Source organism: Belnapia arida, assembly GCF_016773205.1.
GTDB classification, from domain to species: domain Bacteria; phylum Pseudomonadota; class Alphaproteobacteria; order Acetobacterales; family Acetobacteraceae; genus Belnapia; species Belnapia arida.
Genome location: NZ_JAETWB010000021.1, coordinates 15090 through 38179, shown reverse-complemented (window position 1 = coordinate 38179; position 23090 = coordinate 15090). Strand labels below are relative to the sequence as shown.

Below are 23090 nucleotides of genomic sequence, written 5' to 3'. Positions count from 1 at the left end.
GCGTGCGATGGGCCGCACGATGCCTGATCTGGACAGCTGGGTGGAGCCGTTCCTGGCCGCGGTTGGGCACAAGAAGCGGCGGCTCTGGGCGCCGCTTTACCTGCGCGGGCTGCTGGGCCCGAGTGAGCGCAAGAGCCTGCAGCCGATGGCAGCGTGCCTGGGGTTGTCGGGTCATGATCAGCTGCAGCACTTCATCGCCAGCCCGGCCTGGGACGACGCCCCGCTTTGGCGGGTACTGGCCGCGCAGGCGGATCGGCTGGTAGGTGGGCCGCGGGCGGCGCTGGTGATCGATGACACCGCGTTGCCGAAGAAGGGCACGCTCTCGGTCGGGGTGGAGCGGCAATACTGTGGCCAGCTGGACAAGCGGGCGAGCTGCCAGGCGCTGGTCTCGCTGACGCTGGCCGGTAGGGAAGTGCCGGTGCCTGTGGGGCTGCGGCTGTTTCTGCCAGAGAGCTGGACGGCCGATCCCGAGCGCTGTGGCGCCGCTGGCGTGCCGGAGGTAGAGGTGGTGGCTCGCAGCAAGGGTGCGATTGCGCTGGCCGAGCTGGACCGATTGCTCGCCGCCCAGGTGCGGTTCGGCATCGTGCTGGCCGATGCTGGCTATGGTGCGAGCGCGGCATTCCGCGCCGGCTTGAGCGAGCGGGGCTTGGCCTGGGCGGTGGGTATCCCGCACAACCAGAAGGTTTATGGCGCCGATGTTGAGCTGGTCCCGCCCGGCGGGCGCAAGCGGCGCCCGGTGCCGGACCAGGAACCCAAGGACGCGGAGGCGGTGCTCGCCAACCTGCCCTGGCGCCGGGTGACTTGGCGGCAGGGCACCAAGGGCCCGCTCGTGGCGCGCTTTGCCGCTACCCGCATCCGGGTCGGTGACGGGGTGGTCTGGGCCAACAACCGGCACATGCCCGGCGACGAGGTCTGGCTGGTGGGCGAGTGGCGCTCGAGCGGCGAGCGCAAATACTACTTGAGCAGCCTGCCGCCACGGACCTCGCTCCGTGCGCTGGCCGCGGCCATCAAGGCGCGCTGGGTGTGCGAGCAAGGCCACCAGCAGCTCAAGCAAGAGCTGGGCTTGGGCCACTTCGAGGGACGGTCCTGGACCGGCTTGCACCGACACGCGCTGATGACCTGCATCGCCTTTGCCTGGCTGCAGCACCTCCGCCTCGCCGGGCACCGCTCGGCGGGGCCGGGGAAAAATGCCGGGTCAGGTTCCGGGACCGCCACTATCGCCGAGCCTGCCGGCCGTGCGCCGCGCCATCATGACGCGGCTGTTCGCCGACCTCGTCACCCCGATCCGATGTCCACACTGCCGACGCAAGCTCAGGCCACCCCCTGATTTCAGACTGCCCAGGTAGTGCTAGAGGCTGTTATGGACCGCCGCTAAACTTTTGTTTCGAAAGGCTTTTTCGTGGCAACCTCCAGAGCGAAAGCCGAGCAAACTCAGTGGCTTAAGTTGAGGTTCATAACAACCTTTGGCGGTGCGAGCTACGGCCATCGGGAGTGCAGTCATCGCGTCCTGCTGCGTCGCCCGGCAAAGGTCATGCGGCGACGATGCCTGCGATAACGGCCGACCAGGCTGAGACCCGCCGCCTGCGCCGTGAACTCGAGCGGGCGCAGATGGAGCGCGGCATTTTAAGAAAGGCCATCAGCATCTGCTTAAGACCTGCGAAATGAGGTTCCGCTTCATCGATGAACACCGCCAAACCTTCCCCGTCCGGGTCCTGTGCAAGGTGCTGGAGGTCTCCCCGGCCATCTACTACGCTTGGCATGGGCGGCCGGAGAGCGGCAGGACCACCGCCAACCGCGAGCTGCTTGGCGAGATCCGCCGCGTCCACGAGGCCAGCCGCGGCCGCTACGGCAGTCCGCGCGTGCATGCCGCACTCCGCGCCGAGGGCCTCCGAGCCGGGCGGCATCGAGTGGCCCGCCTCATGCACCAGCACGGCATGGCCGCGCGCCGGTCCCGGCGTGGCAAGCCGCGCACCACCGATAGTCGGCACGCCCTCCCGATTGCCCCCAACCTGCCGGAACGGCGGTTCACCGCACTGGCGCCAAACCGGATATGGCTGGCCGATCTGACATACATCCGAATTGGAGAGGGCTGGCTCTACCTTGCCGCGGTGCTCGATCTCTTCAGCCGTAGGGTCGTCGGATGGGCCATGGCCGACCACATGCGCGGCGAGTTGACGCTGGCTGCACTCCACATGGCCATTGCGCGCCAGCGACCGGCTCCAGACTTGATCGCGCATTCGGACCGCGGATCGCAATATGCGGCATCTGCCTATCGAGCGGCGTTGGCCGGCATCGGCGCCCGCGCCTCCATAAGCCGGAAAGGCGATCCTCTCGACAATGCGCCGATGGAAAACTCTCAAGGCCGAACTCGTCGACAATGTCGAGTACGCCACCCATTCAGAAGCGCGCCGCGACGTATTCGCCTTCATGGAGGTCTGGTATAACCGTCAGCGCCTTCATTCGGCCCTTGATTACACCACCCCAGAGCAGATGGAGCTCACCGCAGCCTTATCACCCCTAAACCGGTGTCCACACAAGTCGGGGAAGTCCAGGATAGGTGGTGAACTCGATCGACATCCGGCCACCGTGGCCCAACCAGATCATTCCGCCCAGCGCTCAACGGCGTGACAATGCCGCCCTGGGTCAGCGTTGCGCCGGATGTTCGGTCGGGATGTAGCTCATTCCACATTGCGGCCGCACGCGGAAACCGATCCCGTTTGTCTGAGTGTGAAACGAGAGATAAACGCCTTGTGACAGGAGGTGTCTGGACGGCTCTACCTGTTTCGCGCGACCTTGTGCGCATGCAAATAAGCGAGATTTGTCAAACACTTTGGCGCTATCTGGGGTTGTTGCTTACGTCCGCGCTTGTTTGCGCTTCCCTGGCCATGGCAATCGCGCAACTGCGTACGCCGACCTTTGGCAGCGAAGGTTTGTTGCTTATTGAGAACCGCGAGATGGGGGTTCCGGAACTCCAGCTACCGGGCGGCGGTTCGACGGGAATCGTGCGCGTCCGTACCGAGATGGATATCCTCCGCTCTCGCGCGCTAGTGGAGCAGACGGTCACGCAGATTGGCCTCGCCGCGGTCGCCGGCCCGGACTTCGCGGGTTCACGTCGGTCGCAGACTATTGATTGGCTGGCCGACGCATTGCAAAAGCTGCGCGCCTTCGCCTCCGCGCTTTGGCCAGAGGACGCCGCTCCGCCGCGCAACGCGCTCGAGGAGACCACGCTGGCGGTGCAACGGAAGCTCGACGTCCGAGCCGCCGAGAACAGCAATATTGTGCAGATCCGCTTCGCCCACGGCTCGGCGGAAAAGGCGGCCGCCTTCGTCAACGGCCTGATGCACAACTACATAGCGCAGGACTTCGAGGCAAAGCGCAACGCCACGGTGCAGGCGAACGCTTGGCTGAACGAGCGGCTCGGCGTGCTGGGAGCCGAGGTCGAGGCGCTCGAGCAGCGCATGCAGGAGGAGCGGCTGCGGCGCGGGCTCATCGAGGTAACGGCTGGGTCCATCGCTTCGCTCACCGTGGGGGAGCTGCAGACCCGGCTCGCGACGGCGCGGGAGGAGTTCGAGCGCGTCCAGGCAGCGTTGGAGAACGGCGTCTTGCAGGAGGCGATCCGCGCCCCCCTCGTGCAGGCGCTACGGATTCGGGAGGCGGAGGTGCTGCAGCGGCTCGGCAGCCTCGGCCAGCGGCTCGGCCCGCGTCATCCGGACCTGCGGGCGGGCGAGGTCGAGCTGCGAGACCTGCGCCAGCAGATCGGATTGGAGATCGAGAAGCTTGCGGCCGGGCAGCGGCGAGAGGTGGCGGTCGCGGGCAGCCGGGTTGAGGAGGCCGAGCACGCGCTGGAGGGCGCGCGTGCTACGGCGCAGCGTACGGCGACCGGGAACGAGGTGCTGGCGCGCTTGCGGCGCGAGGCTGACGCCAAGCGGGGGCTTTACGAGGTCTTTCTCCGGCGGGCAGAACAGACACGCTTGGCCAGCGCGCAGTTTCCCGGTGCGCGCGTCGTCTCTGATGCGGTGGCCTCGGTGCGCCCGGGCAACACGCCGGTGGCAGTGCTCGGCATCCTCGGCGGCGTGGCTGGACTTCTCCTGGCATCGGCGGTTGCGGTGCTTCGCAAGGCAACGCGCAGCCGGATCGAATCGTCGCGCGACCTCCTGGATGTGACTGGCTCGACGAACCTCGGCAGCCTACCAGCACTGTCGGGCTCCCTTCCAGCCCTCGTGCTACAGGACAGCCAGTCGGCGGTGGCCGAGACGCTCCGCGCGCTGCGCATGCAACTCCAGTCCGTCGTGCCGCCCGGCCTCGCGGCGACCGTGCTGGTCACCTCGCCAACTATCGGCGATGGCAAGACGAGCATCGCGGCCGCCTTGGCGCGCCTCGCCGCGCTGGATGGGCAAAAGGTCCTGCTACTCGAGACAGACATGCGGCGCCCGCGGCTTGCTGCGTGGCTGAAGCCAGCACAGCGCGGGCGCGGGCTGGAGGCGGTCATTGAGGGCAGGGGCGGCCTGCAGGACTCGGTTTGGGTCGATGCCGGGTCAGGGCTGCATTACCTGCCCTCCGATCAGTCCGTCGCGCAGGCGCACAGGCTGCTGGACACGCCGGGCTTCCGCGCAATGCTTGAAGAAGCGCAGTCCCGCTATCAGTTGGTGGTTATGGACAGTCCGCCTGTCATGCGGGTCGCAGATGCGGCCCTGCTGGCACCGCAAGCGGATGTCACGCTGCTTGTCGTCGCCTGGGAACGGACCTCTCGCGCCGAACTGGCAGAGGTACTGCGGCGGCTGCCGGAGGGCACCCGCATTGCCACCGTGCTGACGCGGGTGCGCCCGAACCACCTCGACGATTGCGGCTACTATCAGGGATACGCGCAGACGAACCCGGTCCTGCCCCTAACGCGCGGCGTCCTGGCCAGATGACGGCCGTGTCCCTGTCGCCGGAATCTACCCGGACCTGCGGTGCCGCCGCTAGCTCGATGCCCGCTCCGGACGCCCTGATTCCTGCCGTGGCCGGGCCGCGCATCGTCTGGGCGACTCGCTTCCCGCCGTCTGACGCCTTCCGGGGCGGCGATGCCATTTACACCGCTAAGCTGGTGCGCAGCCTCGGCCGCCAAGCGAGGGTGGATGTGCTGTGCCACGACGGCGGGGGCGGCGCGGAGCGGGACGCAGATCCGGGCGTCTACTGGCACCGCCTCGCCTGGCGAAAGCGGCCGGGGTGGCAGAGCGTGGCGCATCGCGTGCCGAACATCGCCTTCCAGTTCGATCGGCCCGCCTTCTGGGCGAGGCTGCGCACGCTCTCGGCCGAGGCCGACGCGGTCTTCCTGGACCACCTAGGCGTGTGGGGCGGCGCCGCCCGCTTCGCCACCGATGTCAGGCGAGCCGGCGGCCCGCCCGTCATCGCCGTTACGCACAACCACGAGGCGAGCCTCCGGCGGGGCATGACGGCCGGCGTTGGCGACCCGCTGCTGCGGGCGGCGCTGCGCCTTGACTCTTGGAAGGCGGCGCGGCTCGAGGCTAGGACGCTGCGCGCGGTAGATGCGGCGACTTGCATCACCGAGGCCGACTTGGCGGCGTTCCGGGCCGACCACGAGACCTTGCCCCTGCTCGTCCTGCCGCCGGGCTACGATGGCCCGGTGGTTGGCGACCGGCGAATCTCGCCGGCGAGCCCCGTGCGGGCGGTGCTGCTCGGCAGCACGACTGCCTTCCACAAGCGTCTGGTTCTCGAGCAGGCGCTGGCCAGCCTCCAATGTCTTAACGAGGCCGCGGAGTTGTCCATTGACGTGGTCGGTGACATCGACGGCGAGTTCCATGCCCGCGCGGCGGCGACCGCCGGGCCGGGGCTCCGTGTCGTCGGCTACGTGCCGGACTTGGCGGCCACGCTGGCCGGGGCGAGGGCAGCGATCCTCGCCGATACCGTCGGCGGCGGCTTCAAGCTGCGCGCGCTCAGCCTCGTCTTCCACCGCGTGCCCATACTCGCGGTTGCCGGGGCGCTGGACGGGATGGGGCTGGCTGCGGGGCGGCATTTCTTGGAATTCCCAGATCTCGCCTCGCTCGTGCGCGCACTGCCGGCTGTGCTGCGGGACGTCGGGCGGCTCGACACCATGCAGCAGGCGGCGTTTGAGCACGCGCGTGGCCGCTTCGACTGGGACCGCCGGGCGACGGCCCTGCTTGACTTTGCACGCTCGCTCCGCGGATCGCTAGCGGCGGGGTCGCGCGCACGGATTGCCCGTGCCTGAGCGCCGCGGCTGCCGATGGCAATACACCCCGGCGGACATGCGATGAGGCGCCGGAGGCTCGCGGCTGGCCTCGCCGCGACGCTCGCGGACGCCCGAGGCGGCGGAGAAGCAGCAGCGGCGGAGCCGGGCGACGCGGCCTCCGCCGCTCAGGCTCCGCGCTCCGCGCCGATTTTGCTGCAGGGCACCGTTGTCGCGAGCCGATGGCCCGGCGTGACGGCCGGCGCGCATATCGGACGCGCCGCGCGCGTGCGCAACGCCGCCGCGCTGCAAGCCGCGGTAGACCGCGCGGCCTCCGCCGGCCGCTTCTTCGAGCTCGAGCCCGGCCTGTTTGAGATCGAGAGCGAATTGGGCCTAGTGGTGCCGGCAGCCGACGCTTTCCGCTGGCAGGGCTCCACCGCCTCGCACATCCGCCAGTTCGCCGACAATGCGCCGATCCTGTCGGTGGGCGACACCCAGCACGGAAGGACCTACACTGGTCGGCTACGGCTGAGTGGCTTCCGCCTGGACTATGCCCGCCACCAGCACGGCCAGCCGCGCTCCACGGCGCTGCGGCTCGGCCTGCTGACCGGCTGCGTCATCGAGGACGGCTTCGTCTCCCCGGCCTATGACGAGCGGGGATCCTCGGCAGATGCCTTTCGCGGCCTGCATGTGACCTCCGGCCGGACCGCAACCGGCTTCTTCAGCAACACGTTACGCGACCTCCACATCGCCGGTGCTGGGCACTGCGTGCTGAACCTCTCGATTTTCGGGTCCGGCAACTTATTCCAGAACGTCTATGTCAAGCAGTCCGGAAGCCCGCCGGGACCGCGGCCCGTCGCCGCCGGGCTGATGCTGCTTGACGGGCGCGGCACGCAACAGGAAGGCGTCTTCGAGCAGTGCAACTTCGAATGGGCGAGCGGCCGCACGATGCTGCAACTAGAGAACGTGCGGAACCTGACCTTCCTGTCGTGCCACTTCGAAGGTCTGGAGCTGACCGGCCGGCAGCCCGCCCTCCTCCGGCTCGCCAACGCCGAGGCGCAGCTTTCCGCCTGCACCTTCCAGGAGATCTCCACGGACGCGGCGCAAGGCGAGGGGGAAGCGGCGCTCTGCAAGCTCTGGGGGCAGAACCGGCTCACCGCGAACGGCTTGCATCTCGAATGGAACGCCGCGTCGCGCGTCCGGCGGCCGCTGCGGGTGGTCGGCATCGCGGCCGGCGGCCCGGTCGATGCGGAACCGCAGGTGCGGCTCTCCGACATTTCGGTGACGGACGATGCGGGGGACAACCAGCTATCTGTCACACTGGACGACCGCATCGCGGAGCCGGTGCCCGGATTGTTGGAGGAGTACCGGCGCGGGGCGCTGTTCTCGACGCTGCGTGGCGGCCGGCTGGCGGTGGGGCCGGACCACACGCATTACGGGTACCACGCGGATGCCGTGCTGGTGTGCCCGGCCATCCCGTTGCGCAGCTGCGTCGTGGTCCTGAGCAACCGAGTACGAGCTGACGGGCCCGGCGCGGCGCTGCCGGTCCCGACCGGCGCGTTGGTGACGGTGATCCGCGAAGCCGGGCCGCCGGGGCTTCCCGAAGCGCGCGTGCAGAACCACGACGGACGCACGCTGCTGCGCCTCGCTGCGCCCGGCAGCCGCGCGCATTTCCGCTTCGACGGATCGCACTGGTCGCACGTCACCTGAAATCCCACGCGTGACCGGTCGATGCGGGGCGACGGACGTGCCGCGCCCCGGTGCATCGGCCCATTCCCGGCCTGTTCGAACTGTGCTTTCGTTAGGAAAACGCACAAAGTGCCCGTCAACATCCAAGCAATATAAACAAGCTATCGGTTCTCACGATTCCGCGATAAATCGGAGAACTCGTACGTCATGGGCCAGTCGCAATCGGCAGTCAACTACGTCGGAACGACACTTTGGCAGAGCGCGGCGCCGACCAACTGGATCACCGGCGCGCCGCGCGGATCGCTGCTGCAGGGCGGCAGCGGCGCGGACGCGATCTACAGCCCGGGAGGAGCCGCCACGCTCTCCGGCAACGCCGACGACGATATTTACTCCCTCTGGGAGAGCGGCGACCGCATCGTCGAGCAGACCTTGGGCGGGACGGACACTGCCGTCTCGAACGCGCCGCGCCTCGTGCTGCCGGACAACGTCGAGAACCTCGTTATCCAGACGGCGGGCGGCGCTGGCACCGGCAATGCGCTGGCGAACTGGATTACCGCCGGCAGCGGATCGCAGACTCTCGATGGGGGCGCAGGCCACGACGTGCTGACCGGCGGCGCCGGCGCCGACTGCTTTATCGTCGCGCAGGGCACCGGCTCCGACGTCATCACGGATTTCCAGGCCGGGGTGGACCGCATCCACCTGCGCGGCGCAGCCCAGCCGACCAGCTTCGCCGCCGTCACTTCGGCCCTTACGCAGGTCGGCGCCGACGTCGTGCTAAGCCTCGGGCAGGACAGGCTGCTGCTCCGCAACCACAAGGTTTCCGACTTCACCGCGCGCGACTTCGAGCTTCCCCCATCCCTTGCGGGCCTGAAGCAGACCTTCTTCGACGACTTCACGAGCTTCGCCTCTGCGCCACGGGGCCGCGATCCCGTGACCGGGGCCGCGGTCTGGAGCACGACCTATCCGTGGTTCGGGGAGCGGACCCTCTCCGGCAACAATGAGGCCGAGTACTATTCCGACGCCTCGACCGGCGTGAGTCCCTTCGCAGTACGCAACGGCGCGCTCGACATCACCGCCGCGCCGAAATCGGGCCTGCCAGACGGGCTCACCTACACCTCCGGCCTGATCACCACGAAGACGACCTTCGACCAGACCTACGGCTACTTCGAGATTCGGGCCGACCTGCCGAAGGGGGCGGGGTTCTGGCCCGCCTTCTGGCTGCTGCCCGCCGACCTCAGCTGGCCGCCGGAAATTGACGTCATGGAGGTGCTCGGCAACGACCCCAACACCTTCTTCGGCGGCGTCGTGACCGAGGCGGACGGCATGCATCGGACGGTCAACAACGGCGGCACGACGGGCGCTGATCTTTCCGCCGGCTACCACACCTTCGGCGTCAGCTGGCGCCCGGAGGAGATTCGCTGGTACGTCGACGGCGTGGAGATGTTCCACACGGCGACGCCGGCGGACATGCTCGGCAAGCCGATGTACATGCTGGCCAACCTCGCCGTGGGCGGGCCGGGCAGCTGGCCAGGGCCGGCCGATGGCGTGAGCACGGCCACGATGCACATCGATTGGATCCGTGCCTCTCAGTTCCCGGAGTTTGCCGGGCATGTCGCGCCGGCTCCCGCCGCCACCTTCGGCGCCACGGCACTCTCCGCCGCGCAGGCCGGCGTGACGGTGGGCCTCGCCACCTACGACACGCAGACCTACACGACCACGCTCTGCCCGCGCGACTGGAACTGCGTCGGGAGCGTGCGGTCCGCGCCCGCCAGCTGGGCGCAGGACAATGCCTTCCGCCTCGCCTACGACAACTTCGTGGAGGTCAACCTCGACTTCGGTGTCGCCACGACACGGACCGAGGTGCTCGTCGTCGGCGCGAAGCGTGGCGCCGTCGCGCTCGGCAGCGGCGACGACAGGTTCACCTGGGCCGCCCACAGCAACGACGGCCGAGTGGGCAATACGATGCGGGTTGCGACCGGCGACGGGAACGACACGGTGTTGGTGACGGCAGTCGGGGTGAGCACGCTGGATGCCGAGCGTTCCGGCGGGAACGGGCGTCTTTGGAATGCCGCTTATGACGGGCGGAACTCCACGGCGGAGGTCACGCTGGACGGGGGCTACGACACCGTCAAGGCGCAAGGCATGGTGAAGCTGGTGGTGCATGCCGGCCCCGGCGACTGCGTGGTCACCGGCGCCGGCGCGGACGACACCTTCTTCGCCGGCTCTGGCGGCGGCCATGTCGTCGGCGGCGCCGGCAGCGATGCCTTCGTCATCGCACTCGACACCGGCCACTACACCGTGTGGGACTTCGCCTCCGGCACCGACCGGATCCGCCTCGACGGCGGCCTGGACCGCGCCGACATCAGGATTTCCGCGGCCGTCATCGACGGGGTGTCCGGTACGCTGGTGAGCATCGCCGATCACGGAGGCCACCTGTTTCTGGCAAACCTGCGCGTCCTCGCGGCGGCGGATATCGTCCTTGGCTAACGCCGTCGCGGGTCGGCGGCGTCCCGGGCTGACATCGGTTTGAAAAGAACCGCGCGCGGCGCAACCGCGCCATCGCGTCACCGCAAGCGACCGAAACCCAGCTTGCGGCACCGCCGGCAGAGCCCGGCACTTGAATCTACGTCGACGAAGGCGTATTTCCCAAAATCGTGAAGCAAGCAAAATTGGTAACGTTGATCGTCCGGCCGGGGCCGACCGACGCGTCTTCCGGTTTCAGAGCGAGTCCACCTCAACCTAGAAACTTGAATTATGCCAATAAGTTGAAAACTTAAACATTATTTCGCCCTGATTTATGTTGCGGATACTCCGCTGCACATCCCTGGTGACTTGCGTTCTCTCTCAAATTGAACTCTGCTCTCCTCGTGCCGTTCTGGGCGGCGTTTGCAGTTTGAATGTGCGGAGCTGGCTTCCACGATATGACGCGCAGCTTTCAGCCGTTGCCCTTGGGGCGCGCCGACCGGCTCATGCCAAAGATCGTAACCGGCGTTCTCCCAAAAACGAGGCCGTGGACGGCTCTTCTAGCTGCGACAGCCATCCATCGGTACGGGCCCAGGATGCGGCACCATGGCGGCTGAATCCCGCAGGCTGTATGCTAGGCCCCAGAGGCTTGCCACGCGTTTCGCCGGCCAGCTGCGGTCCCCGGCGCGCGAAGCGCCGGCGCCGCCGCGTTGATGCGCCGGTTGGCCGGCGTGATCCCAGGCGGTGCCGCCTGGCTGCCCCTGCCCGGCACGGCCGTGCCGGCCGGCGAGGAAGCGGAGCAGCTCGTCGTGCGGCGTCTGCTCGTCGCCGCCCTGTTCGCATCGATTTTCCTGCAGCGCCTCGCACTGCCCGTTTCCGGCGGGATCGCGCTAAACCTTTTCGTCACGCTCGCGGTGGTAGGCTATCTCGGCCTGTGCGGGTTCCTCCGCGTCGACCCGGTCCGCGCGGCACTGGTGCTACTGCTGGTCGCGGTCGGGTTGGCGGCGACGGCCCTGAATGACGGCCGCGCCTCAATTGGCTCGCTTGGCCTCCTCATTGTCATGTATGCGGCTTTCACGGTGTCGCTTCGCGACCCCAGCGACGTATTCGAGAAGTGCGTGGAAGCTTTCCAACGCATGGTGCTGGTCACGGCGATCTGCGGCACCGCGCAGTTCTTCCTCCAGTTTGCCATTGGCCCAGACGACCTGTTCACATTCGGCAGCTTCGTACCTAGTCAGTTCCTGGTGCCCAACTTCAATACGGCGAACCCTCTGCACTGGCAGTCGCCCTACTTCAAGGCTAACGGCTTCTTCTTCCTCGAGCCGTCGATCTATTCTCAGTACCTCTGCCTAGCCATCGCCGCCGAGTTTCTGTTCCGCGGTGTCACGGCGCGTCTGGCAGCCTACGCGTTCGCGCTGCCCTTCGCTTTCTCAGGGACCGGCCCGCTGATGCTCCTCATCCTGCTGCCCGTGTGGCTGATCGCGCGGCGCCGCTATGTCGCAATCATCGGCGGCTGCTTCGCCTTGGCGGCGCTCGTGACCCTGGTTGAGACGCTGAGCGGCGGCTACATCGCGAACCGCCTAAGCGAGTTCGGCTCCGAGAACACCAGCGCGCATGCGCGCTTCATCGCTGGCGCCTATCTGATTCGCGAGCAGGTGCTGGCTTCCTGGACGGACACGCTGATCGGCCTCGGCCCCGGCAGCTACCTGCCGATTGCCCGCACAGCGCTGTTCGAGGCGCATGACCCGGCATGGGCCAAGCTGCTTCTTGAATATGGGCTGATCGGCTCCCTAGCCTTCTGGCCGATGTTCTTCGCCGCCGTCGTGGCCGGGTCGCCCTCCGGCTGGGTTAGCCTGGCGCTCGTGATCGGCTATTTCACCTTCGGCGGCATGCTGCTCGATGCGCGGCTGCACGTGCTGATCCTAGTCCTCTGCGTGCTGCCGAAGCAGCCCGGGTCGGCGGCATGCCCACGGATTACCATGGCCGGAAGAGCCGGGCCCGGGATAGCGGGATCCGGGATGCGCGGACCGGGTCGGGCCGCGAGGGCGGCGCGATGAGCCTGGCATGCAACGCTGAGTTGCGGGTGCTTCACGCCGTGTCGGCGGAGATCGGAAGCGACCGCACGCTCATCCAGGGCGCGGGCGGCAACACCTCGCTGAAAGGGCACGGCGGGGAGCTCTGGGTGAAGGCGTCGGGCGTCTGGCTGGCGGACGCGACACAGGACCGCGTCTTCGTGGCGCTCGACCGTGCCGCCGTGCTCCGTTGCGTGGCGGGCGGCGTCGAGCCCGGGCCGGGGACTCGCCTCGTGCGTGACGAGACGCTGCGGCCCTCGATCGAGGCGACGCTCCACGCCGTGCTGCCGCAGCGCGTGGTGCTGCATGTGCACTCGGTCAACGCGATCGCGCATGCCGTGCGGCGGGACGCCGCAGGCGTCGTGGCGGGGCGGCTGGCGGGCCTGGACTGGGCCTGGGTTCCCTATGCACGCCCGGGCCTGCCGCTGACGCGCGCCGCGCAGGCCGCCATGACGGGCATGCCCGAGGTGCTGCTCCTTCAGAACCATGGGCTGGTCGTGGCGGCCGAGGATGTCGGGCGCGCCGCCGCCCTGCTCGCGGAGGTCGAGGCGCGGCTGGCCGTTCCGGCCCGCGCCGCGCCGCCGGCCGACGAGGACAGGCTCGCGCAGCTCGCGGCCGCCTCGCAGGGGGCGTACCGCCCGGCGATGCCGGCGGAGGCGCATTGGGGCGCTACGGACCTGGACAGCCTGCGCTTGGCGCGCCGCGGGGCGCTCTATCCCGACCACGTCGTCTTCCTCGGCGCTTCGCCGATGCCCATCCTCGCCTCGCCCGACGGGATGGCTGCGGTGCTGTCCGCCATGCCGCCTTGCGTGCTGGTCCCCGGCGCAGGGGCGCTGGTGAAGGCCGGCGGTGGGCACGCGGTGGACGAGATGCTGGCCTGCTTCGGCCTCGTGGCGGCGCGGCTCTCGCCGGACTGGTCCGTCCGGACGCTGACGCGCGGGCAGGAAGCCGAGCTGCTGGGTTGGGAGGCCGAGCGCTACCGCCGGTCGCTCGGCCGACAACCGTCCTGACCCGAGGAGCTGGCCCCGAATGCAGATCGTGATCCCGATGTCGGGCTTCGGCGAGCGGTTCCGCCGCGCGGGCTATCAAGTGCCGAAGCCGCTCATCGAGGTGGATGGCAGGCCGATCATCGCCCACGTGCTCGACCTCTTCCCAGGCGAGACGGACGTCACCTTCATCTGCAACGCCGACCACCTGGCCGAGCCGGAGTACGGCATGGAGCGGATCCTGCGGGACCTGTGCCCGGGCGGCCGGATCGTCGCCATTCCGCCGCACCGCTTCGGGCCGGTCCATGCAGTGATGCAGGCCGCCGACATGCTGGACCCGGACCGGCCCGTGGTGGTGAACTACTGCGACTTCGCCTGCTACTGGTCGTGGCCCAACTTCGCCGACTTCGTCCGCCGCACCAACTGCGCGGGCGCCATCCCCGCCTATGCCGGTTTCCACCCGCACTCGCTTGGCTCCACCTTCTACGCCTACCTTCGGCATGAGCGCGGCTGGGTCCGGGCGATCCAGGAGAAGCAGCCCTTCACCGACCAGCCGATGGCCGAGTACGCGTCCAGCGGGACCTACTACTTCGCGACCGCGTCGCTGATGCGGGCGGCGTTCGAGGCAGCATGCCGGCAGGAGCTCTCGGTCAGCGGAGAGTTCTACGTCAGCCTGGCGTACCGCCCGCTCCTCGATGCCGGGCTGCCGGTCGCCGTGTACGAACTGCAACACTTCATGCAGTGGGGGACTCCGGCCGACCTCGAGGAGTACCGCCGCTGGTCGGCGGCCTTCGCCGCGCTGGCGGATCCTCCGACCCGGCCGGAGCAGCGCGGCGCCGTCCTGGTGCCGATGGCCGGCGCGGGGCAGCGGTTCCGCGCGGAGGGATATGCCGCGCCAAAGCCGCTCATCCCGGTCTCCGGGCGGCCGATGGCGCTGCAGGCGACGGCCGACCTGCCGCGCGCGCCGACGCTGCGCGCGATCCTGCGCCGGGACCTCCCGGCGGCGGACAGCATCGGCGCCGCCCTGCAGGCAGAGGGGGCGGAGGTCGTGCTGCTCGACGGCCTAACGGACGGCCAAGCCCGCACCTGCTTGCTCGGGCTGGACGGGCTCGACCCGGAGGAGCCGCTGACCATCGGGGCCTGCGACAACGGCATGCTCTACCCGCCCCGGCGCTTTGCGGAGCTGCTGGCGCCGGGCGGGCCGGACGTGCTGGTCTGGGGCGTGCGGGGCCACCCCGAAGCGCGGCGCAGGCCGTCGAGCTACGGCTGGATCGCGGCCGACCCGGCTGGACGCATCCAGCGCGTGGCGGTGAAGGAACCGCTCTTCGACCCGGCGACGGACCCGATCGTGGTGGGCGCCTTCACCTTCCGCCGCGCACGCGACCTCGCCGCGGCGGTGCGCCGGATGATCGGGCGGGACGCCCGCGTCAAGGGCGAGTTCTACCTCGACACTTGCATCAACGATGCGATTGCCCTGGGGCTCGACTGCCGTCTTCTGGAGATCGACCACTACCTCGGTTGGGGCACGCCGGACGAGCTCCGCACTTTCCAGTACTGGCAGTCCTGCTTCCACAAATGGGATCGGCATCCCTACCGGCTGCAGCGTGACAGCCGCGTCCCGGAGCATGCCATGGCGGGCCTCGCCGCCGAATACGCCGCGCGCCCGTCGCCCGAGCCGCGGCCGGCCCGCGCCGACGACTGGACCGCGCGCGCCATCACCCTCGCCGCCACCCTGCAGGATCCCGGCCGATGATCATCGTGGCGCACCGCCGGAACACGCTCGCCCAGCTTGCGAAGACGTCGGCTGACCTGGGCGTCGAGGTGGACATCCGGAGCCAGGGCAGGCGCCTCGTGGTCCACCACGATCCCTTCGTCGAGGATGCGCCCGACTTCGAGGCCTGGCTGGCGGCGTACCGGCACGGCACGCTGATCCTGAACGTCAAGGAGGAGGGGCTGGAGGAGCGGCTGCTGGCCTTAATGAACCAGCGCGGCATCCGGGACTTCTTCTTCCTCGACCAGTCCTTTCCCTTCCTGGTGCGCACCGCGCGGCGGGGAGAGCGGCGCTGCGCGGTGCGAGTCTCCGAGTACGAGTCGATCGACACCGCGCTCAGCCTCGCTGGCCTGGTGGACTGGGTCTGGGTGGACTGCTTCTCGCGCTTCCCGCTCGACCGTGCCGCTGCGGGACGGCTGCGGGACGCCGGAATGCGCCTGTGCCTCGTCTCGCCCGAGCTGCAGGGACGCACGGACCCGTCCGAGGTCTCCGCGATGCGCCGGCACTTGGCGGAGGAGGGGATTGTCGCCGAGGCGATCTGCACCAAGACCCCGGAGCGCTGGCGCTGATCCCGCCCTTGCTCCGTCACGACCCCCGCTTCGCCGCGGGGCTCCTGCTGCGGCTCGTGGCTGTCCTGTTGCTGGTGCCGCCCGTCCAGGCGGAGGGGTTCACGCCCTTTCTCCGGCAGGGCCTCGCGGCGCCCAGCCTCGATCCCTGGACGCAGTGGCTGAGCACGGGGGGCGATCCGCTCGCGTTCCTTTACGGGCCGGTCATGGTCGCCTACCACGCGCCCTTCGTCGGCCTCGGCATGCTGGCCGACCGCGCGGCGGGCGGCGGCGGGGCGCTCGCGCAGATCTGCTTCGGCCTGAGCCTCGTCCTGGCCGACCTCGCGATGCTGGTCCTGCTGCGGCGCCTGCACGACGGCGCGGCGGACCGCGTTGTGGCCTTCTACTGGCTGTCGCCGATCGTGCTTGTCGCCACCTACTACTTCGGCGAGGTGGACATCGTACCGACGGCACTCGTCACCGCCTCGCTCCTTGTGCTGCGCGAGGGCCGACCGCGGGCGGCCGGCGCGCTCCTGGGCGCCGCGATAGGGGCGAACATCAGCGCGCTCGCCCTGCTGCCCTTCATGGCGATCTTCCTCTGGAGCCATCGCCGGCACCGCGACACGCTGGCGGCGTTCACTATCCCCTGCCTCGCCCTGGCGCTGGCGCTGCAGGCCCCCCTCCTTCTGCTCTCCGGCGGCGTCCAGGCGATGCTGCTGGCGAGCGCGGAGGTGGACAGCATCCTCGGGATGACGGTGCCGCTCGCGCCGGGGCAGACGCTTCATGTCATGCCGTTCGCCTACCTGCTGCTGCTCTACGGCGCCTGGCGCGTCGGACGCATGAGCTTCGACCTGCTGCACGCCGTGCTGGGCGCAGTCTACTTCGTCATCCTCCTCCTCACGCCCGCCTCGACCGGGTGGTATGTTTGGGTCCTGCCTTTCGTCGTCGCCTACCAGACGAGGGCCGGAGCGCGCGGCGTGGCCCTGGCGACGGTCTTCGCCATTGCTTTCGTGCTGCACCGGCTGCTAACGGAACCCGGGCCCGCCCTGCCCCTGATCGGCATGGCGGGGCCGGTTCCGCCATGGCTGCCCGGGACCGGCCCGGTCGCGGAGCACCTCGCCGGCCTCGCCTACACGGCGACCTCCGCCGTCGGGCTCGTCCTCGCCGTCACGATGCTACGCCACGGGCTCGAAGAGAACGACTTCTTCCGCTTGTCGCAACGGCCGCTGGCGATCGCGATCGCCGGCGACAGCGGCACCGGGAAGGACACCCTCGCCCTGGCGATCGCGGGGCTGTTCGGCGGCGGCGCGGTAACGAACCTGTCCGGCGACGACTACCACCTGTTCGAACGCCACGGCCGGCTGTGGCAGTCGCTGACGCATCTCGACCCTCGGGCCAACGACCTCGACGGCATGGCGCGCGACGCCCAATCGCTGCTGGGCTGGAAGCCGATCCTCTGCCGGCACTACGACCATGCCACCGGGCTCTTCACGCCGCGGCGCCGGATCAAGGCGACCGACGTGGTGCTGGTGACCGGCCTGCACGCGCTCTACTCGCCGGCGCTGCGCGCCAGCCTCGACCTCGCAATCTATCTCGACATGGACGACGAGCTCCGCCGGTTCTTCAAGATCCGCCGCGACGTGCGCGAGCGCGGCCATCCGGTGGAGCGCGTTCTCGCCTCGCTCGAGCGGCGCCGACCGGATTACGAGCGCTTCGTCCAGCCGCAGCGCGCGCACGCCGACATCGTCTTCGCGTTGCTGCCCGCCGACCGCGCCGGCCTCGCCGACTGGGCCACGACGGGGCGGATCCCTCTGCTGTTGCGCGTGCGGCTGCACGACGCCGTCGGGCACGAGCGCGTCGTGCGGCATCTCGGGGCGGTCTGTGGCGCGCAGGTGGACGTCGCGGTCGAGGCCGGCGGGCACGGGGTGGAGCTCACCATCGCCGGCGAGGATGTGAGCGGGGAGGATCTGCAGGTCGTGGTGCTGAAGCTGTTCCCCATGTTGTCCGAGCTGCTTGCGTGGAGCCCGGCCTGGCAGCCCGGCCTGACCGGCATCATGCAGCTCTTCGTCCTCATGCAACTCGCCCGGCATTCCCCTAAGCGCATGCAGGAGTCGCGCCAATGAGGCTGATCGCGCCGGCGGCGTTCGGCGAGCGGCCCCGCGCCGTCCTGATCGATCTCGACGACACGCTCTACGGCTATGAGGGGCCGCACCGGGCGGCCATGGCCGCTGTGCGCGAGAAGGCGCGCGTATCGCTCAACGTCAGGCCGGACGCCTTCGAGGACGCCTTCCGGTCGGCGCGGGACGCGGTGAAACGGCGGCTCGGCAGGACCGCCAGCTCGCACAGCCGGCTGCTCTACTTTCAGGGCACCCTGGAGGCGCTTGGCCTGAACAGCCAGGTGGCGATCGCGCTTGACCTGGAACAGACCTACTGGCGCACTCTGCTTGCCCGCGCGCGGCTGCTGCCCGGCGCCGAGGAGACGCTGATCGAGCTGCGCGCGGCGGGGTTACCGCTCGCCTGCGTCACCGATCTCACCGCGCAGATCCAGTTCCGGAAGCTAGTCTACTTCGAGATCGACCGCTACTTCGACGTTGTCGTGACCTCCGAGGAGGCCGGCGTAGACAAGGCGGGCGGCGTGCCGTTCTCCCTCGCCATGTCGAAGCTGGGGCTGGATCCCCGCGAGCGCGTCTGGTGCATCGGCGATGCCGAGTGCGACGTGGAGGCGAGCAAGGAGGTGTTGAACGTGGCGACGCTGCAGAGGCTCACCGAGGACGGGCCATGTACCCCGCATGCCGGCGCGGACGCGGTGTTCCGCAAGTTTTCCGCTTTGCGGGTTTGGCTCCGCGGCGCCCTGGCGGCGTAGCGGCAGGGGAGAGAGAACACATGACAGAGTTCGTCGCCGAGCGGCGGGGCGACCTCTATGCGCTCAGGACCATGCGCGGGCTCGCGCGCGTGGTCATCCGGACCGGCCGGCTGAAGCACCGCAACTTGATGCCGCACGCGCTCAAATACGCCGCCTGGGCGGTGCGGCCCGGCGGTCGGATTTTGGTCCGCGACGACGCGCCGGACGTCTACGACCTTTGGCCGCACTTCGTCTCCTTCAAAATCATGCGCCAGTGGACCTTCAAGCTGCTCGCGCCCTACGCCGCGCCGGTTCGGCTCGACGTGGCGTCTCGAGAGATTGAGCTGGAGAGGACGGCGCCACCCACCCCGCCGGGATGGGGCGCCGGGGTTGTGTTCTCGGGCCGGGCAGAAGAACGTCCGCGCTTGCTCGCCTGCGTCGAGTCGCTCCTCAGGCAGCCCGAGCTCCGGCCCGAGAACGGCGGCGAGATCGTGGTGAGCGGCCCGGCCGCCGCGGCAGACTGCGTCACCGGCCACCGCTCAATCCGCTACCACGCCTTCGAGATGCCGCCGGGCGCACGGGTGATGATCGGCCGAAAGAAGAACGATCTCATCCGCCAGCTGCGCGGGCCGCGCGTGATCGTCATGCATACACGCATCTCCCTCGGCGAGCGCTGCCTGGCGAACGTGCTTCCCGAGTTCGAGGTGGCGACGCCCCGGGTAATGGCGGAGGGCGGCGGCAAGGCCGTGGATTACCTCTCGCTCGGTGTCCACGATTCCGGGCTCACGGGCTACGCGCCGGAGCGCGTCCCCTGCAACCTGCGCCGCATGCCGGCGCGGCGCTGGCTAGACCTGTACCGGCTCGGCGCGCCGTACATCGACGGGGGCGTCTTCATGGTCCGGCGTGATGTGCATGCGGCTTGCCCGCTCCATGACGAGGTAGCCTGGGACGAGGGCGAGGACCTCGAATGGTCGCATCGCCTGTTGGCGGCCGGCTTCCTGCTTGACCTGGCGCCGGACGCGGCCGCCCGGTCCTCTGTGAACAATCTGCGTAGTACGGGCCTCCCGGCCGGCGCGGAGTGGCTCGCCCGCGCTGCGAAGTTCGGCGCCTATGCCTTCGGACACCGCATGCGGCATCACCTCGACATGTTGCTCGGCCGGCGCTGAGCGGCGTGCCATCACCCGCCGGGCTGGCCGTCATGCGGCATTCCGCCATCTTTGTCCTGCTGAAAGCTGCCAACACGGCACTGGCTACCGCCTGGACCTTCGCGCTTACGTACAGCCTAGTCCGCGTGGTCGGGATTGAGGAGTACGCTGTCTTCACCGTCGTGCTTGCCGTGGCCGCGCTCGTCCTGCAGGCGGATTTGGGGCTGTCAGTCCGGCTGTTCGCGCGACTGAGGAGCGACTTCATCGGCCGCGGCGGCACGACAAATGCAGCTACACGTAGTGCTGCAGCGGCGAGCTTCTGCATCTATCTCAGTTTGGCGACACTGGCTGCGGGCGTCTTCGCCGTGGCCACTTGGCGACTCGGAATCGGCGTAGCGGGGTCGCGGCCGGCCCTCGTGCTATTTTTCACGGCGGCAGTCTTGGTGCTACCGATAACCATTCTGAAAGCTGCACTGAACGCTCACGACGCCTTCTTGCTCGCCGAGCAGGTGGATTTCGCGCGCCGGCTTCTACAACTGCTGCTGGCGGTTTCGCTGCAACTCGGCGTGCCGCTCGGGACCTATGCAGTCGCCAACCTCGTTGTAATCCTCCTAGCGCTTGGCGCGCTGCTGGCGGCGGTCCAGATGGCCGGGGTGTTGGCCGGCACGCAGTTGGGCGCGGGCCTACGGGACCTCCGCGCTGACGTGGGCGCGATCCGCGCATCGGCGCGCCTCGCCCTATGCGAGTTTTTGATCTATGCCTTCCCCTACGGCTACCTCATGCTAGCCTTCGGCAGCCCCGCCACCGTTGTCGCTTTTGACATGTTCTTCAAGGTGACGCGGTTCGGCATCACTGCATACATGGCGGGGGTAGAAGCGATGCTGCCGGCGCAAACCCGGCTGTACCACGGTGCGGCAGCGGTCGGACTGCGTCGGCTTGTTGGCATTACGCTGCTGCTCCTGTCCGTGCCCTTTCTGGCCGCCATCGCCGCCGTCGGCCTCTACGGCGACGAGATCTTCTCCCGGCTGCTCGACACGGCTGGACTCGTCTCACCGTGGATGCGCTTGCACATCTGCATAATGCTCGCCTTCATGCTAGTCCAAACGGCCAGCGGCGGCCTGCTCGCGGCGCTGGGGTTCCAACTGCCGCTCGCGAATCGTGCCTCGGCGACGCTGGGCGCCATGCTGTTGCTCTCTGCAGGAATATGGATGGTGGGTGGCACCTTCGAGGCCTTCATCTCGGGGTATGTGCTCATTTATGGCTGTGAGGCCGTCTCCTACGCGGTTCTGCTGCGCCAAGTGCTGCGAGATCGTACGCGAAAAGGGCTCCCCAACCTGCGCGGTGCATCTTAGCGTTACAGTTGCGGTTCTGGAGGTCATTGCTCCGCTGGCTCGAGCCGTGGAGCGAGCGCGATGGCGGGTGCGTCTTTCGAGGTGGCGTTGTAGCTGTGGGCCTCGTCGCTGCGAGAGGCCAAGGCGCGAATGCGGCCCCTGTTTCTGCAGGAGCGGATGGCGCGCTCGGCGGGGCTGTTCCTCGATGGCCTGCTTGGTGCCGAGCGGCGCAAGACGGGCTGGATGCGGGCCGAGGCCGCAGGCGACCCGGGCCCATGGCGGCAGCAGGCCATCCTCGGCCGGGGCCGATGGGAGGCGGACGTCGTACGCGAGTATGCGCTGGAGACGCTTGGCGATGCGGATGCCGTGCTCGTCGTGGACGAGACGGGTTTCCTCAAGCAGGCAAGCTGTCCTGCGGCGTCGCGCGGCAGTACACCGGCTCGGCTGGCAAGATCACGAATTGCCAAATCGGGGTCTTCCTCCCCTACGTCTTCCGGCACGGTCATGCGCTAGATGTTTGATCCCGAGTTTTGATGGTGCAGTCTTCCAGCAGGCGTGGAAGGACGCGCTATGGGCCAGTTTCGCCACGGGAGCGCCACAACGACAGCGGCGATCCGTCGAGCGATACAAAATAGTCAAGAGAGCCTGAGGGGGCTCGCCAGTCGCTACGGGATCAACCCCAAGACCGTGGCCAAATGGCGGAGGCGCACCTCCGTCTCCGATCTGCGCACCGGACCTTAGGTCAACGGTCCTGTCGGCCGAGGATGAGGCCGTCGTCGTTGCCTTCCGCCGTCACACGCTGTTGCCGCTCGACGATTGCCTTTACGCCCTCCAGCCCACCCTACCGCACCTCACCCGCTCCAGCTTGCATCGCTGCCTCCAGCGCCATGGCATCAGCCGGCTGCCGGACACCGAGGGTGACAAGCCGAGCCGCTCGAAGTTCAAGCGCTACCCCATCGGCTATTTCCACATCGACATCGCCGAGGTCCGGACAGAGCAGGGCAAGCTGTACCTTCTTGTTGCCATCGACAGGACTTCGAAGTTCGCCTTCGTCGAGCTGCACGAGAAGGCCACCCGTCGGGTTGCAGCCAACTTCCTCCGAACGCTCGCCGCAGCCGTTCCCTACAGGATCCACACCGTGCTCACCGACAACGGCACGCACTTCACCGAACCGACAGGCGATGGCTGGACGCCCCAAGACATCAAGCAGATGCTGGCCAGCAAGCAGCCATTCCTCTGCCATGCCTTCGAGTTCGCCTGCGCGGAGCTCGACATCGAGCATAGGCTGACCAAGCCTCGACACCCCTGGACCAATGGTCAGGTCGAGCGCATGAACCGCACCATCAAGGATGCCACAGTCAAGCGGTTCTACTACGAGAGCCACGACCAGCTCCGACAGCACCTCGCCGACTTCGTCGCCGCCTATAACTTGCCCGTCGGCTGAAGACCTTACGCGGCCTCACCCCCTACGAAGCCATCTGCAAAGCCTGGACGGATGAGCCGTCCAGGTTCATCCATGATCCGCACCACCGTATCCCGGGACCAAACAGCCTCGACCAATATGGCCCGCACCCACGGCCCGACCCGGTGGTACGCCTTCAGCCGCTTCCTCACAGACAGCAGGATCTGCTTGACAAATAATGCTGCCGAACGCGAGCTGCGCGGCATGGCGCTTGGCAGAAAGGCCTGGATGTTCGCCGGCAGCGACCGTGGCGGCGAGCGCGCCGCAGCGATCTACTCGCTGATCGCCACCGCCAAGCTGAACGACGTCGACCCGCGCGCCTGGCTCGCCGACGTGCTGGCCCGCATCGCTGACCACCTGGCATCCCGCTTGCACGAGCTGCTGTCCTGGCATTGGAAGGCAGCGCGCACTACCAAAACAGCCAACGCCGCCTGACCCTCGCCGCGTCAAACCTCATCGCTCAACACCCGCAGCCTTGGCCGGATGGATACGACCTCGACGGCTTGGCCTTGGCATCAACGGTGCGATCTGCGCCCACTCCTCGTCCGTCAGATCAGACGGGTAGCGCCTCATCTTCCTGGCAATCTCGGCAATCCG

The 23090-nt window shown here is 68.5% G+C and carries 14 protein-coding genes and 5 pseudogenes; 18 read left to right on the top strand and 1 reads right to left on the bottom strand.

Going from position 1 to position 23090, the window contains the following annotated elements; genetic code table 11:
- The first annotated feature begins 7 nt into the window (after positions 1-7).
- The 18 genes and pseudogenes from JMJ56_RS24125 to JMJ56_RS24045 form a co-directional block, all read left to right on the top strand.
- Positions 8-1327, top strand: a complete 1320-nt coding sequence (locus tag JMJ56_RS24125) for an IS701 family transposase (RefSeq protein ID WP_236038386.1) — start codon at positions 8-10, stop codon at positions 1325-1327.
- A gap of 307 nt (positions 1328-1634) precedes the next feature.
- Positions 1635-2444 (top strand): annotated as a pseudogene (locus JMJ56_RS24120) (IS3 family transposase); the annotation flags it as partial.
- On the top strand, positions 2338-2628 hold the full coding sequence (locus JMJ56_RS35610) for an integrase core domain-containing protein (RefSeq protein WP_407927940.1): 291 nt from the start codon (positions 2338-2340) through the stop codon (positions 2626-2628). The pseudogene JMJ56_RS24120 and the gene JMJ56_RS35610, both read left to right, overlap by 107 nt.
- A gap of 257 nt (positions 2629-2885) precedes the next feature.
- Positions 2886-4913 carry a GumC family protein gene (locus JMJ56_RS24115; RefSeq protein WP_202834323.1) on the top strand — a complete coding sequence of 676 codons (2028 nt, stop codon included), beginning with the start codon at positions 2886-2888 and terminating at the stop codon, positions 4911-4913.
- 56 nt (positions 4914-4969) lie between these two features.
- Positions 4970-6229: a glycosyltransferase gene (locus JMJ56_RS24110; RefSeq protein WP_202834322.1), complete on the top strand. Its 1260-nt coding sequence runs from the start codon at positions 4970-4972 to the stop codon at positions 6227-6229.
- A 171-nt stretch (positions 6230-6400) separates the two neighbouring features.
- A complete protein-coding gene (locus tag JMJ56_RS24105) occupies positions 6401-7897 on the top strand; it encodes a hypothetical protein (RefSeq protein WP_202834321.1) in 1497 nt (498 codons plus the stop codon).
- Between the two features lie 186 nt (positions 7898-8083).
- Positions 8084-10363: a family 16 glycosylhydrolase gene (locus tag JMJ56_RS24100; RefSeq protein ID WP_202834320.1), complete on the top strand. Its 2280-nt coding sequence runs from the start codon at positions 8084-8086 to the stop codon at positions 10361-10363.
- Between the two features lie 698 nt (positions 10364-11061).
- The gene (locus JMJ56_RS24095; protein ID WP_202834319.1) at positions 11062-12396 is read left to right on the top strand and encodes a hypothetical protein; all 1335 of its coding nucleotides are present in this window, start codon (positions 11062-11064) and stop codon (positions 12394-12396) included.
- Between the two features lie 38 nt (positions 12397-12434).
- Complete coding sequence (locus JMJ56_RS24090; RefSeq protein ID WP_202834318.1) at positions 12435-13421, top strand: class II aldolase/adducin family protein; 987 nt, start codon at positions 12435-12437, stop codon at positions 13419-13421.
- Positions 13422-13440: 19 nt separating this feature from the next.
- Positions 13441-15150 carry an NTP transferase domain-containing protein gene (locus JMJ56_RS24085; protein WP_202834317.1) on the top strand — a complete coding sequence of 570 codons (1710 nt, stop codon included), beginning with the start codon at positions 13441-13443 and terminating at the stop codon, positions 15148-15150.
- Positions 15147-15737: a phosphatidylinositol-specific phospholipase C/glycerophosphodiester phosphodiesterase family protein gene (locus JMJ56_RS24080; RefSeq protein ID WP_202834316.1), complete on the top strand. Its 591-nt coding sequence runs from the start codon at positions 15147-15149 to the stop codon at positions 15735-15737. The genes JMJ56_RS24085 and JMJ56_RS24080 overlap by 4 nt, the downstream gene beginning before the upstream one ends.
- Positions 15738-15745: 8 nt before the next feature.
- Positions 15746-17836: a glycosyltransferase 87 family protein gene (locus JMJ56_RS24075; protein ID WP_202834315.1), complete on the top strand. Its 2091-nt coding sequence runs from the start codon at positions 15746-15748 to the stop codon at positions 17834-17836.
- Positions 17833-18576, top strand: coding sequence for an HAD family hydrolase (locus JMJ56_RS24070; RefSeq protein WP_202834314.1), 744 nt, complete (start codon positions 17833-17835; stop codon positions 18574-18576). Before JMJ56_RS24075 ends, JMJ56_RS24070 begins: the two co-directional genes overlap by 4 nt.
- A gap of 20 nt (positions 18577-18596) precedes the next feature.
- Positions 18597-19721, top strand: a complete 1125-nt coding sequence (locus JMJ56_RS24065) for a hypothetical protein (RefSeq protein WP_202834313.1) — start codon at positions 18597-18599, stop codon at positions 19719-19721.
- Positions 19722-19753: 32 nt separating this feature from the next.
- Positions 19754-21052 carry a hypothetical protein gene (locus JMJ56_RS24060; RefSeq protein ID WP_202834312.1) on the top strand — a complete coding sequence of 433 codons (1299 nt, stop codon included), beginning with the start codon at positions 19754-19756 and terminating at the stop codon, positions 21050-21052.
- 93 nt (positions 21053-21145) lie between these two features.
- A pseudogene (locus JMJ56_RS24055) lies at positions 21146-21540 on the top strand (transposase); the annotation flags it as partial.
- Between the two features lie 61 nt (positions 21541-21601).
- Positions 21602-22672, top strand: a pseudogene (locus JMJ56_RS24050) (IS481 family transposase).
- A pseudogene (locus tag JMJ56_RS24045) lies at positions 22617-22928 on the top strand (transposase domain-containing protein); the annotation flags it as partial. The pseudogenes JMJ56_RS24050 and JMJ56_RS24045, both read left to right, overlap by 56 nt.
- A gap of 54 nt (positions 22929-22982) precedes the next feature.
- On the opposite strand, the pseudogene JMJ56_RS34105 reads toward JMJ56_RS24045, so the two are convergent.
- Positions 22983-23066 (bottom strand): annotated as a pseudogene (locus JMJ56_RS34105) (transposase); the annotation flags it as partial.
- Positions 23067-23090 lie beyond the last annotated feature (24 nt).